The sequence below is a fragment of the Neobacillus kokaensis genome (assembly GCF_014656545.1).
GTDB lineage: Bacteria > Bacillota > Bacilli > Bacillales > Cytobacillaceae > Neobacillus > Neobacillus kokaensis.
The window spans coordinates 78,346-90,542 of record NZ_BNDS01000009.1 but is presented as its reverse complement, the minus strand read 5'-3'; the positions used below and the strand labels follow the sequence as shown (position 1 = coordinate 90,542).

General features: G+C 37.7%; 15 protein-coding genes. 4 read left to right on the top strand and 11 right to left on the bottom strand.

The genetic code is table 11. The annotated features are described in order from the left end of the window. Positions 1 to 133: 133 nt before the first annotated feature. On the bottom strand, positions 134 to 334 hold the full coding sequence (locus IE222_RS12235) for a cold-shock protein (protein ID WP_191273156.1): 201 nt from the start codon (positions 332 to 334) through the stop codon (positions 134 to 136). 911 nt (positions 335 to 1,245) lie between these two features. Here IE222_RS12235 and IE222_RS12230 point away from each other — a divergent pair. After that, positions 1,246 to 1,458 carry a hypothetical protein gene (locus IE222_RS12230; protein ID WP_191273154.1) on the top strand — a complete coding sequence of 71 codons (213 nt, stop codon included), beginning with the start codon at positions 1,246 to 1,248 and terminating at the stop codon, positions 1,456 to 1,458. A gap of 74 nt (positions 1,459 to 1,532) precedes the next feature. Here the strand turns inward: IE222_RS12230 and IE222_RS12225 are convergent, their stop codons facing one another. The 4 genes from IE222_RS12225 to IE222_RS12210 form a co-directional block, all read right to left on the bottom strand. Continuing rightward, positions 1,533 to 2,765, bottom strand: coding sequence for an MFS transporter (locus IE222_RS12225; protein WP_191273152.1), 1,233 nt, complete (start codon positions 2,763 to 2,765; stop codon positions 1,533 to 1,535). A 77-nt stretch (positions 2,766 to 2,842) separates the two neighbouring features. Then, on the bottom strand, positions 2,843 to 4,354 hold the full coding sequence (locus tag IE222_RS12220) for a sodium:solute symporter family protein (protein WP_191273150.1): 1,512 nt from the start codon (positions 4,352 to 4,354) through the stop codon (positions 2,843 to 2,845). 12 nt (positions 4,355 to 4,366) lie between these two features. Beyond that, the gene (locus IE222_RS12215; protein ID WP_223282675.1) at positions 4,367 to 4,606 is read right to left on the bottom strand and encodes a hypothetical protein; all 240 of its coding nucleotides are present in this window, start codon (positions 4,604 to 4,606) and stop codon (positions 4,367 to 4,369) included. A 63-nt stretch (positions 4,607 to 4,669) separates the two neighbouring features. Further along, positions 4,670 to 5,872, bottom strand: coding sequence for a CaiB/BaiF CoA transferase family protein (locus IE222_RS12210; RefSeq protein ID WP_191273148.1), 1,203 nt, complete (start codon positions 5,870 to 5,872; stop codon positions 4,670 to 4,672). Positions 5,873 to 6,090: 218 nt separating this feature from the next. Here IE222_RS12210 and IE222_RS12205 point away from each other — a divergent pair, with 218 nt between their 5' ends. Beyond that, on the top strand, positions 6,091 to 6,756 hold the full coding sequence (locus IE222_RS12205; RefSeq protein WP_191273146.1) for a GntR family transcriptional regulator: 666 nt from the start codon (positions 6,091 to 6,093) through the stop codon (positions 6,754 to 6,756). After that, positions 6,753 to 7,640 (top strand): hydroxymethylglutaryl-CoA lyase, encoded by an 888-nt coding sequence (locus IE222_RS12200; protein WP_223282674.1) that lies wholly within the window; start codon positions 6,753 to 6,755, stop codon positions 7,638 to 7,640. Before IE222_RS12205 ends, IE222_RS12200 begins: the two co-directional genes overlap by 4 nt. Before the next feature lie 140 nt (positions 7,641 to 7,780). On the opposite strand, the gene IE222_RS12195 is transcribed toward IE222_RS12200, so the two are convergent. The 3 genes from IE222_RS12195 to IE222_RS12180 all read right to left on the bottom strand — a co-directional run bounded on the left by IE222_RS12195 (position 7,781) and on the right by IE222_RS12180 (position 10,125). Further along, complete coding sequence (locus tag IE222_RS12195; protein WP_191273142.1) at positions 7,781 to 8,440, bottom strand: DUF429 domain-containing protein; 660 nt, start codon at positions 8,438 to 8,440, stop codon at positions 7,781 to 7,783. A gap of 726 nt (positions 8,441 to 9,166) precedes the next feature. Further along, positions 9,167 to 9,601 carry a hypothetical protein gene (locus IE222_RS12185; RefSeq protein ID WP_191273140.1) on the bottom strand — a complete coding sequence of 145 codons (435 nt, stop codon included), beginning with the start codon at positions 9,599 to 9,601 and terminating at the stop codon, positions 9,167 to 9,169. Positions 9,602 to 9,912: 311 nt separating this feature from the next. Beyond that, on the bottom strand, positions 9,913 to 10,125 hold the full coding sequence (locus IE222_RS12180; protein ID WP_191273139.1) for a YczO family protein: 213 nt from the start codon (positions 10,123 to 10,125) through the stop codon (positions 9,913 to 9,915). A gap of 365 nt (positions 10,126 to 10,490) precedes the next feature. Between IE222_RS12180 and IE222_RS12175 the strand changes: the two genes are divergently transcribed. Further along, positions 10,491 to 11,120, top strand: a complete 630-nt coding sequence (locus IE222_RS12175; protein ID WP_191273137.1) for a nitroreductase family protein — start codon at positions 10,491 to 10,493, stop codon at positions 11,118 to 11,120. 109 nt (positions 11,121 to 11,229) lie between these two features. On the opposite strand, the gene IE222_RS26710 is transcribed toward IE222_RS12175, so the two are convergent. The 3 genes from IE222_RS26710 to IE222_RS12165 form a co-directional block, all read right to left on the bottom strand. After that, on the bottom strand, positions 11,230 to 11,352 hold the full coding sequence (locus IE222_RS26710; protein ID WP_275671462.1) for a hypothetical protein: 123 nt from the start codon (positions 11,350 to 11,352) through the stop codon (positions 11,230 to 11,232). A 263-nt stretch (positions 11,353 to 11,615) separates the two neighbouring features. Beyond that, positions 11,616 to 11,843 carry a spore germination protein gene (locus IE222_RS12170; protein WP_370465039.1) on the bottom strand — a complete coding sequence of 76 codons (228 nt, stop codon included), beginning with the start codon at positions 11,841 to 11,843 and terminating at the stop codon, positions 11,616 to 11,618. A 156-nt stretch (positions 11,844 to 11,999) separates the two neighbouring features. Beyond that, a complete protein-coding gene (locus IE222_RS12165; RefSeq protein ID WP_191273133.1) occupies positions 12,000 to 12,188 on the bottom strand; it encodes a hypothetical protein in 189 nt (62 codons plus the stop codon). Between the last annotated feature and the right edge of the window lie 9 nt (positions 12,189 to 12,197).

Sequence of the window (12,197 nt, the reverse complement as noted above, 5' to 3'; positions counted from 1 at the left end):
TTAGCATGGACAATCTTTTAACAAATAATGGTATTACGTTCAGATAAAATAAAAAAATTGCCGAGAAAAATACCCTTTCTCGACAATCTGACAGACTCTTATTTAAGAGTCTCTTTTAATTCGGTTCTTATAATTAAGCTTTACGTACGTTAGCAGCTTGAGGTCCACGTTGACCTTGCTCTAGGTCAAAGCTTACTTCTTGACCTTCTTCTAATGTTTTATAGCCTTCGCCTTGGATCGCTGAGAAATGAACGAATACGTCTTCTCCACCCTCACGTTCGATGAATCCGAATCCTTTTTCCCCATTAAACCATTTTACTTTACCTTTTTCCATGTTTGTTGCCTCCCATGTGCTTACACACCATGTATTACTATCCTTGCTCTCAGTGATCATCAAGACGAAAAGTTCATTCTAATACTATCCATTACACGGAACAAAAATAATTCTTATTAATATAGCATATTTCGAATGTATTTTCAAGCATACAAAGCAGTAAAAGTATTTGTTTTCGCCTATAATTCAGTCAACCTGCATTAAAGCTAGTTTCTTTATCCGGGATCTTGGCCATCCTGACTAAGGTGATAGTGACCATGCTGCTTTTAATTTTCTCGGTTGGTTATCGATGATATTAGTGTCTTATCCTACCCCCTATTATAATTTTCATAAGAACGTATCAACTCAACCCACTTCTCTGATACAATAGAATTTAACAAGATAGTTAATCTGTTACATTTTTTAACCCCCATCGATAACACGAACTGTGATAGTGGAGGAAATTGACTAAGTCGTTTAGGAGATTGGAAACCTTTAATAAAATAAGCGTGCTTTATGACATCGTATGTAGCGAGCATTTTTGTCTACTGACCTTGTTGAACAGTAACCTGGATCAAAATAAAAGGTCCAGTCCAGCTTAAATGATAAGGGATGCATAATATTGAGCGATAATCTTCATTAAAAACTAAATTTAAAAATAGAGAGGGTGATTGAATGGGGAAAAATCTGTTTACTATTGGGGAAGAGGTAATGATCAGAGCGTCAGGCATAACAATAACAATTTTTAAATATCAGTATGTCAAAAACATGAAAAGGTACTCATACGTTGTAAATGAATACCCGAACACTTTTTTCTTTGAAGAAGAATTAATGAAAGAATCATAACCTTTCATCATTATTGCTAATAAAAAATAATTTTGAAAAACCCTTATATATATATCGAAAAAATAATGAATAAAGGTGATCACTTAATGAATAAAGCCGATTTGTTAAAAAAACTACACAATGCTAGTCGAGGTAATTTTTTTTCAACAGAGATTCCAAAGGCTTCAAATGAAGACGAAAAAAAGATTGAAGAGTTTGTTGGTGAATTAGAAAGAGAAGGAAAAATCAAAATAAGAGAATGTATACAGCGAGATTACTCTGTTTATTTACATGGGATCATGAAGTATGCATCCGAATAATCGGGTGCATTTTTATTAGTCAAGTTCCATTTATCTATAACGAAATTTCATCCATCCTTTTCCCTTCTCTTTCCCTATTCTCGTTTATTAATCTTCGCTAAATGAGACAACATGAGAAAGACGATGACCATTATCCCCGTAATGAACAACCATCCAAAGGTAAAGCCGCCCGTCTCATCGACCATATATCCAAAAATCGGCGGAACCAGCATAACTCCAATCGAACCAAAAGTTATACTCACCCCGCTAGATATTCCTGCCTGCTCAGGTGGTACAATTTCACTTGCAAGATTCATCCAAATGCCATTAAAACCGGAAACCGAAAATCCAAAAATAATGACGATAGGAATAAGCATTGCAAAAGAAGCGCTTGGAATCAACGCAACCGTTAAGCTCGAAACAGAAGTAAGTACGGTAATGATTAGTAAAATCACAATGCGGTTTCCCTTAAATAAAAAATCACTGATCATGCCCCAAGTAATTCGGCCTAACGACCCGCTTACTTCCGATATAACAAATAGAATCCCCGAAAGAACTAATGGAATCCCAAACTTTTCATAAACAAATAAAACAAGATACGTATTTAAGCACATTTGCGATCCGTTTAGACCCATAGCGCTTAAACTCACCAGCATAAGCTGTTTATTTTTTAACATCTTAAACATGGACTTATAAAAGGAAACAAGCCCACCTTGATTAGCTGACTTTTTTGAGTGTGGTGGATCCCTGTAAACCATATACGATACGCAGCCACTGATCAGCAAAAGAAGACAAGCCCCCAGCAATACGGAACGCCAGTCATACTCCACCGCCAACGGAAGTAAAATTAACCCGGCAAGAGCAGATCCAGCAGTCACTCCCGTTTGCTTAATGCCCATGGCTGTTCCTCGTTGATGGATGGAAAACCAATCAATAATTCCGCGGTTGGTAATTGGATGCATAAATCCGTAGCCAATTCCGCCTAGAATAACGAATAACAGGACAGCCCAAAACTGCCCCAACAGCGTCATCACCAGAAAGCTTAGGCCAACTAAAAAAGCAGCAGTGATCAATAGCTTCCGTGAACCAAATCTGTCCGTTAAAAATCCGGCTGGAACGGAAGCGAATGCCTGACCTAAAAAGAGTGCTGCTGGTAACATCCCAATTTGTGATTTGGTTAATGTAAGATCATTCCCAATTAGTACTCCAAGCGGCCCAATACTACGGCCCACAAAGGAGACTAGAAGCTGAGCCAAAAGCAGAAACAACAGCATCCGCCATGGCTCAGAAATCAGTACAGCCTTATTTTTTAACATTAATTTTGCCATGTTAGCTTCGCCTCTTTACCACTGCAAGTGAACTCATCATTGCAGGAAAAAGAAAATAATGAGTTCTTATTTTATCTCTATGCTTTTATATACACGGCATTCAAATCTTCTTCAAGAACAGGATCTCTTTTTAACGATGCAGACGATAACAATGAGCCGCCTACACAAACGATAAAGTTTAGTGTTAGCCCGATAATTCCCCCGTGGATTCCGTAAACCGTTTTGTGCCCGGTAAAGGTTAACAAACCGGCAACAATGGCTCCAAGGACCATTCCCCAGAAAACGGGCTTAGAATTTAATCGTTTCCAGTAAAGTCCTAAAACGAATGCCGGGAATACTTGAACGAGCAATTCGAATTTCAAAACGAATATTTCATAGAGCGTACCCGGTGGATTCCAGGCAATCCAAAGTAAACCGAAAATGGCAATAATCCCGATGATTTTTCCTACCATTACTTTTCGATGTTCGCTGGCATCCGGTTTAATGAATTTTCCATACACATCATTAGAAATTAAGGAAGAAAAACTTAACAGCACGGAGTCCGCTGTGGATACAATCGCTGCAACGATTCCTCCAAAGAAGATAATCATAATCCAGTAGAAAAATGGATTAATAGTTGCAATTTCATTTGCCATAACACCTACAAGCTGTTCAGAGGCATTGCCTTCTAATCCTGGAAAAAGCTTAATTCCGATGATTCCAACAAGAAAAACCAATCCTGTCGTTAGAAGCGGCATCCATGCCATCCGGGCAAATGACTTTTTTAACGTTTTTTCGCTTTTTGCTGCATAAATCCTTTGTACGGCATGAGGATAAATACTAGCACCAAGTCCAACGAGGATTAGCATACTGAACCAGTTAATGTTCACCTCTGCTGATGGTACGGCAATTTTAGCCGGCTCATTTTCAGCGATAAATTGAGTAATACTGCCAAAGCTCCCTCCAGCTAAGTAAACCCCGCCGGCCACGAAGGCTAATATTCCAATTAAAAGGACAATTCCCTGCATAACATCAGTAAAAGCAACCGCTTTCATTCCACCCATCCACTCATAGGCTAACATAACGAGAACAAATGCAATTACTGCAACTTGATAGGGAATGGTCCCGCCGGTCATCCCTGATACAGCCTGGCCAATCGCAACCAGCTGTTCAAGTAAGTAGTTCCCCAATCCCCATAGCATAAGGAATATTGCTAGCAGGGTTACCCCTTTTGAATTAAAACGGTGTTGGAGCCAATCTGTTGGAGTGATAAAATTCCGTTTTTTTGCAATTACATATAATCTAGGAGCGAACAGTAGATAGACACCGATAATAATCGTCATAAATGAGATGGACTGGAGCCAGGAGAACCCTGTCCGGTAAGCCGATGGTGCATAACCAACAATCGTATTCCCACTATATTGCGTTGCAAATAAGGTGAAGAACAGAGCGACAATCCCTAAATTTCCACTTGCTAAATAATAGCCTGATAAACTTTCGTGAATATTTTTTTCACCGCGGCCAGAGTAATATCCAATCACAAGCATAATGATCGCAAATACGGTTAAAATAACGATTCCATCAATTCCGGCAAATGTTAACTCACCCATATGTACCCTCCTCTACTTTTCTACTTCTTCTTCGTCTTCAACAATTTTCCATTGCGTCAAACAAATCCAGCTTAAGTACGCACATAAGACCACCGAAAAGGCGAAAATAAAGAATGCCCAAAATGGAAAACCGAGAATGTAAGGCTCTACCATTGAATCTGAAAAGTACCAAGGCACATTTCCCATAACAATAATTAATAGACCAATCCATATCCATTTTTTGCGAATCGGTTCTTTTACTTGTTTATTCATTATGGCTACCTCCTATTATTTTGAATTACTATTCCGAGATTTTATTAATTCAAATTAGACTAATTAAATAATTTTCTTTTCCTTTAATTCTCTTAATTTCTTATCATCAAATCCTAACAGATCTTGATAGATTTCAATATTATGTTTCCCCATCACCTCGGGACCGACGTGCTTGACTTCTCCTGGGGTCCGGCTTAATTTTGGGACAACTCCAGGCATTGGGAAATCTCCCAGCTGTGGATGTTCCACATGAATAATCATCTCTCTTGCTTGGTAATGCGGGTCCTCGACAATGTCCTTGGCCGAATAAATTAAGCCTGAAGGTACACCTTTTTCTGCAAGAATGTCGAGCGTCTCTTTAGCTGGTAAAGTTTTCGTCCACTCTTCAATCATCGAATCTAGCAGCTTCATATTCTCTCCCCTTGCATGGTGAGTGGCAAAGCGTGGATCATCCGCTAGTTCCGGCTGCTCCATTGCCTCACACAATCTGCGGAACACCCCATCTGCATTCGCCCCAATGACAATATAGGTTTTGTCCTTCGTAAAATAAATATTGGAAGGTGCAATCCCAGGAAGAATATTCCCCATTCTTTCACGAATATATCCGGCTAATAAGTAATCTGGGATGATGCTTTCCATGATGGAGAACACTGATTCATAAAGGGCGGTATCCACCACCTGGCCTCTTCCCGATTGCTTGCGTTCATGAATCGCAACAAGACAACCAATGGTGGCGAACAGAGCTGCTAAGGAATCCCCTATCGAAACACCAATTCTAGATGGCGGTCGATCCTCAAATCCGGTGACATTTCTTAATCCGCCCATTGCTTCCCCAACACTTCCGAATCCAGCACGGCTTTTATACGGTCCCGTTTGCCCAAATCCTGATGTCCGTACCATGACTAATTTTGGATTAATTTCTGATAGAATTTCATAAGAAAGATTCCACTGTTCCATTGTTCCAGGGCGAAAATTTTCAATCAGAATATCGGTTTCTTTTACCAATTCCTTCAAAATATTTTGCCCTTCTTCCTCACGCAGGTTTAGGGTGATTGATTTTTTGTTTCTTGATTGGACAGGCCACCACAGACTAACCCCATCCTTTGATTTCCCCCAATCGCGCATTGGATCGGCCTTCCCAGGCGGCTCCACTTTAATAACTTCCGCCCCAAAGTCAGCTAGTAATCTTCCAGTAAACGGACCAGCTAATAATGTCCCCAATTCTAAGACGCGCAAGTCTTGTAATGGCAGTTTCGGCTTCGTCATGTTCATACCTCCTATGTTGTTATATGATTTTGAATCTTCTGTATTATGTATACAATTTACTGTCTTTGTATACAATAAGTCAATAATATTTTTTGAAATTTTACAAAAATAGTTCATTTATCGTATTTTTGGGCGTGCTTTGCTATTTTTATCACGCAATTCAGAAAATTTATTGAAAGTTTTTTTGACTTTGTATACAATAACCTTGAGGTGTTCAAATGGATGCATACAATTACATTAAAGAGGCCATTATCCTTGGTAAATTTGAGCCCGGAATGAGATTAGGCGAAGAAACGTTAGCAAAAGAGCTAAACCTAAGCAGAACGCCTATTCGGGAGGCTATTAAACAATTAGAAGCGGAAGGTCTGGTGGTTCCACTAAAAAGAGGTGTAGGTGTAAGACACTTTACGAAAGAGGACATCAGGGAGATCTACGATTTAAGGAGTTTGCTAGAAAGCTATGCTGCGGGTCAAGCAGCGATAAACAGGACAGAGGCTGATTTAATTGAACTTGAAACGGCCAACCAATTGTATGAAAAAGAAATTTTCGACACACACCGTGATCCGAACAGTATTCGGAATATTGTCAGAGTGAATTCAAGATTTCATGATACCGTTGTTTCGGCTGCAAAAAATAAACATCTATATTTTCATATTTCAAAAGTGGTTGTTGTCCCGATGGTGTTTCGTTCCTTCTACTGGTATACCGATTTTCAGCTTCAGCAATCTCTCGAGGTTCATAAAATTATTTTTGAAGCCATTAAAAATAAAGAGCCGGAACGTGCACGAATCGCGATGCATGAACACATTTTTCAGGGCCGCGACAATGTCTTAAAACATTTAGATGATAGTACAATCAGCCACTTGTTTAAGGAGGAAGCATGATGATTGAAATTTGTGAAGTCGGTCCACGAGATGGATTGCAAAATGAGAAAAAAATACTTTCTACTGAAATCAAAGCCGAATTGATCACCAAATTAATTGATGCGGGCATTCGCAACATCGAGGCCGTTTCCTTTGTCAATCCAAAGGTTGTTCCGCAAATGGCAGATGCGGAAGAATTGCTTAAAGTTCTCCCAAAACGAGAGGATATCCGTTACGGCGGCCTTGTCCTAAGTCGTTCTGGATTAGAACGCGCACTCAATACCGATATTCACTTTCTCCATGTAGTAACAACAACAAGTGATTCCTTTAACCTGAGAAATGCCAAAAGAACGGTTAATCAAGCCGTTGAGGAACTGTCGATGGTTATACAAGACGGAGTTCAATCCAATAAAGGCGTAGCCGGAATACTAGGCACTGCGTTTGGATGTCCTTTTGAAGGAGAAGTTCCTTTAGGGAGAGTTCTAACGGTTGCCGAAAAATTTTTAGAGGCTGGTTGTACCGAGATTACTTTAGCTGATACCACAGGAATGGCAAACCCGAGCCAGGTGCAAACCGTTGTTGCTGCATTTTATGATCGGTTTGGCAAAGATTTATTACTAGGACTTCACTTCCATAATACACGCGGCCTTGGTCTGGCTAACATCCTAGCAGGCTATCAAGCTGGCGTCCGCCGTTTTGATTCTTCAATTGGCGGCCTTGGCGGCTGTCCTTTCGCGCCGAAAGCCGTAGGCAATGCATGTACGGAAGATATGGTCAATATGTTCCATGGAATGGGGATTGAAACAGGCACGGATTTAAATAAGCTCATTCAGACAGCACAATGGTTAGAAATGAATATGGGTCGACCTCTAGACGGAATGCTCATGAAGGCGGGTATTGCTTAATATTTCTCCACAGACGGGTTTATTGAAGCTACCCAAGTGCGCGTCTTTTTCGTTTATCTTTGCTGAGGCGCACTTAGGAGCTTCCTAGGTTGTCGAAAAGTTTACTAGTCATTAAGACCCATAGCCCCCCTATTTTATTCCTAACAGCAATAATCATAAGGATGCAGCGGATGATTTGCGGGATGGAGCCACTTTGGTTCAAAGGTTTTATCTTTCCAATGCCAGGCACCTAATGCGGCTGCACAGGCATCAATGGAATGACTTTCTTCTTGAACAGAAACAGGAAGATTGGTTAAATTTTGTCCCATCATCCAATTTCGGATAAACATTCTAGCAGTAAAATCTTGCTTATAAGTTAAAACATAATTGAAATTCTCTGGAGGAAGTCTTGATCCAATAATTGCTCCTGGATGTACTTCCACGATGGAAACGGGATTTTTGGTTTCAAGATTTTCGATTTCACGGGTAAGCTTAATCCCTCTCAGTGTAAAATAGACCATTCGATTAAGGGTCGGAGCCATAATGGACCCCGGCTTCATCCCTAATGAAACTATAAATTGCCTCAGCTGCTTATCCCCCGGCCTGTCGCCCCCGCCATCCTGATAAGATAAAGGTGCATCAATTCCAATCACCACTTCATCAAACTCACTTTGAAAATTAATTTCTTTTATGATATCCATGTCACCTATATCGCTTAATAGTTTGATCAACTTTAATTGATTTGGAAGTTGCTCAAAAACGGTTAAAACAGTATCTTTATGATTGCTTGGACCTGATAAATCAATCCCAATTACTTTCAATAAGGTTCATCTCACTCAAAAATAATTTCACACACATATTTTACCTATTTGTATTAATTGTCGCAATTATTAAGGGTAATTATCATTCTATTTACAAATAGGTTAATATCGTTTGTTTCGACAAATTTTTTAGAATCGCTTGTTATAATGGCATTATCTTAGATGGAGTGCATGGAAAACATAACTCAAAACTGGATGAGGAGGAAACATGGCAGATCTATTACTTTATATTGGTACATATCTAACAATTACACTTGCACTAGGCTGGCTGATTTCAATCGGTTTTGATCTATTTTATTGATAGGTTTCAGAAACGACGATATCTATTGAAGTGATGGATAGAAAAAGTCCGTATAACAGCTTTTATAGCCTCTACTACAACCTAAATTTATTTTGAACACGTGTGTTCCTTGAAATTTGTTGAGTGATTAATCAATTAATCTTAATCCTCAAGGAGGGAAATACTGTATGGATTTTAGCACTATATGTAAAAGATAGTATCAAAATGTTCGAATTGACAATAAGGATGAGGCTTGGGAGGAGTATAAAAAAGCAAATGGGTGTAAAATACTCTCAGAAATTATTTACTTTACGGATTTTGAATAGAAAAATAAACAAAAAGAAAACGTCGTTCTTTATTGAATGGCGTTTTCTTTCTTCTTTTTCAATTAAAGTAGTAGATGAAAATAGAATTCCCCTTGTCCTGGCCTTTAGAAAAATAGGATTTTAAATATTTGTTAATTTTCCGTTAATTAAGGCTTTATCTAGTTCACGAACCTGATCATAACCCCGTAGCAAATGCTCAGGAACCAAGGTTCTTCCGTATTCCCAAGCATTTGTTTCTATCACAGTTTTCAGCTTTTTTATCTCATCGTCTTCACCATACATTAAAATTCTAAGATCATGTTTATTTTTCTTAAAATCTAAATAATAACCTATCACTCGATAAAGAATAATTTTAACAAAGTTTTCAGCTGTCTCGTTAATTCTTATTTTACTGATATAACCATTAACTTGAAGATAATTAAATTTAATTGTATTGGTCGACACGTTATAACTCATTGGTACAGTAAGTGTATTGTTAATTTCATAGTTAATAGATAAATTGTGTATTTGTAATGTCTCATCGATGATTTTCTCTATATTCCAAATATATAGCATCTGGCTATCACTTCCTTTTAGAGCTTCTTACATGTATGTACCAGTTACTCCTCTATTTTACAAATAATTTATTTTTCTTTAAAGTAATAAATCCGTGACAAAAATAACACTTTCTGTAATAAAACAACAACATTAAAAAACTTGGGACATGATTTTTTTAAAAAAGGTTTCATCTGTAATTTATTTTATTACTTCAAGCATTAGCTAAGGAAATCAAAAAAATTTAGAAAAAAAGAGCCATTCGATAACTAAATCGAATGACTCTTTTCTTATTGTGATGCATCACATTACTTGAACAGTAGCTATGATGATTACATTCCTGTTCTATACTTTTTTTCACTTGAGGATGTCTTTTTTGACTCATGCTTTGCTTTTTCTTCAAGTTGTTCTTCTCTTAAATCCTCTACTGGTATAGGGTCAACTGTTTGCTCACTTTTAAATTTATCAAATATGCTCTCATTCTCTGTTGGATATTGCTCAGGGGAGTCCATGTTCCCCTTAGTTTTTATTTTATTTTTGTCCATTTCCTCTCACCTCATTATTTTCCATACCCTATATCTGGGGATATAAAACAAATCCTTTTGGCATTAATTCAGTATCTTTTAGAAAAAGTCCCTTTTATACATCGATTTGTATGGAAGCATACAGTTGGTGTGCAGCTATTATTTTGTTGCTTAATAGATTTTTCTTGTTAGCAAACTCCCGTAGTTTCTAATTCATTACTAGTTAATCTAGACTTTCCCTATTTTTGATCCAATCATAGATCGAGGTAAAGACGGTTTCTAGCTGTTTGCCAACAGGAGTTAATTCATTTGACTATTTAGCTTACTAATAGTAATCTATGAATTAAACTTACTTAAAGTAAGTTGATGAGTAGGAGGAAAAATCAATGACAACAGCAACTGTAAAAACTTTTAACGATGTTATCAGAGAACGTCACTCTGTTCGAAAATATGATCCTGCATTTAAAATTTCACGAGATGAAATAGAAGATATCTTAAATGATGCCATATTGGCTCCTTCTTCAAGCAATCTTCAGCCTTGGCGTTTTATTGTAATTGATGACCAAGATACAAAGAAAGAACTTCGCCTGATAGCCAACAATCAGGAACAGGTCGAAACCTCCTCCGCTGTGATTGCGGTTTTAGGCGATAAAGAGATGTATAAAAATGTTGAGAAGGTTTATAAGAGCAATTATGAAGACGGTCATATGGACGAAGCTACCATGAAGCTCATGATCGAAAATTCCAATCGGTTATATTCCAATTTACCAGAAGACATTCGAAAAATTATTGCGGCTTTTGATACTGGTTTAATTTCGATGCAGCTTATGCTGGCTGCCAAAGCAAAAGGCTATGACACCGTTCCAATGGGAGGGTTTAATAAACAACAATTTATTGAGAAGTTTCAAGTATCTGACCGATACATGCCAATGCTTTTAATAGCTTTAGGAAAAGCAACAGCTCCTGCACACAAAACTACACGTATACCGTTAAAGGATATTATAGAATTTATTTAATTTCTATATGGCATACTTACGTTGTTTACTGCATTAATGTAAGGAAAAAACTGCACTCAAATCGTTGTAAAGGACTCTACAATGATGCGGTGCAGTTTTTTTCTAAATGTTACTTTTTCTTTTTTTCCTGAGACTGCATTGCTACTCTTTCAAGTCCGTCGTTCGCAAATTCCACATCGTTTTTCGGCATGGCTGGATTATTTCCTATTTCCTTATTTTTCTTTTTGGACATTTTTACACCACCCTTTCAGGTTTGCATTGGGGATTTGGAAACCGCAATTTTAGTTTGGATTCTTTTTTGAAAGCTATACAATACTGTTTTTGGGGATATTTTTTTGACTATTTAACAGGAGAAAGACCTTCTTTTTGTGAAGGTCTTGGAAATCATCAGTTATTTATTTCAACATTTATTATATAAAGTCCAAGGAAGTACTCCATGAAAAGACACGTGCTAAAAAAGGGGTTTCAATCGTATGACGGTACCCTGCAGCTTTTCTATTTATTTCCGGAAATAGACTGGTCAATTACATTAGGATCAAATACATTGGTAGTGCTTATCCCACTTTTGACAATAACAATCCCACCTGTGTTAGATCCTGCAGCACCTGAAAACGACTTTGACACATCTTTGGGTGAGATAAATAGACTATCTCCAAACTGGGTAATGCCGCCGCTCACATTATCTATTCGAATCGGTCCGACAAACGCTGGCAAATATAACACACCCCTTTCCAATAAAGTATACGATAAGATATGAGCTAATCCCTTTTATTGTAATCCGTTAATAGCCTAAAAGATGAAGGAGATTCCATTTATTTGCCCCAATTTCAGTATGTAGAATTGTTTTGGGAGGCAATATGGGACATGGACCTACATTCGTTAAAAGATTTCTTTAAGAAAAATAAAATTCTTAAGAAGTTCGCTTTCATTGATTGAGATCCTATGCGTTAAATCCTCGGTTCTTAAAACAAACTCTTTAACACCGATAAATTCCGATTCACTAACCAAGTAAAACTGAGTTCCTCTTTTATATCCATTAAATTGCTTTTTTAGTTTGTATACCTTCATTTAATAACC

Bases quoted from the DNA above. Each gene is read 5' to 3' on its own strand.
- IE222_RS12200 (WP_223282674.1), top strand. From the start codon at position 6,753: ATGATGATTGAAATTTGTGAAGTCGGTCCACGAGATGGATTGCAAAAT.
- IE222_RS12210 (WP_191273148.1), bottom strand. From the start codon at position 5,872: ATGACGAAGCCGAAACTGCCATTACAAGACTTGCGCGTCTTAGAATTG.
- IE222_RS12220 (WP_191273150.1), bottom strand. From the start codon at position 4,354: ATGGGTGAGTTAACATTTGCCGGAATTGATGGAATCGTTATTTTAACC.
- IE222_RS12180 (WP_191273139.1), bottom strand. From the start codon at position 10,125: ATGGACAAAAATAAAATAAAAACTAAGGGGAACATGGACTCCCCTGAG.
- IE222_RS12215 (WP_223282675.1), bottom strand. From the start codon at position 4,606: ATGAATAAACAAGTAAAAGAACCGATTCGCAAAAAATGGATATGGATT.
- IE222_RS12165 (WP_191273133.1), bottom strand. From the start codon at position 12,188: ATGAAGGTATACAAACTAAAAAAGCAATTTAATGGATATAAAAGAGGA.
- IE222_RS12235 (WP_191273156.1), bottom strand. From the start codon at position 334: ATGGAAAAAGGTAAAGTAAAATGGTTTAATGGGGAAAAAGGATTCGGA.
- IE222_RS12185 (WP_191273140.1), bottom strand. From the start codon at position 9,601: ATGCTATATATTTGGAATATAGAGAAAATCATCGATGAGACATTACAA.
- IE222_RS12225 (WP_191273152.1), bottom strand. From the start codon at position 2,765: ATGGCAAAATTAATGTTAAAAAATAAGGCTGTACTGATTTCTGAGCCA.
- IE222_RS12205 (WP_191273146.1), top strand. From the start codon at position 6,091: ATGGATGCATACAATTACATTAAAGAGGCCATTATCCTTGGTAAATTT.
- IE222_RS12230 (WP_191273154.1), top strand. From the start codon at position 1,246: ATGAATAAAGCCGATTTGTTAAAAAAACTACACAATGCTAGTCGAGGT.
- IE222_RS12175 (WP_191273137.1), top strand. From the start codon at position 10,491: ATGACAACAGCAACTGTAAAAACTTTTAACGATGTTATCAGAGAACGT.
- IE222_RS26710 (WP_275671462.1), bottom strand. From the start codon at position 11,352: ATGTCCAAAAAGAAAAATAAGGAAATAGGAAATAATCCAGCCATGCCG.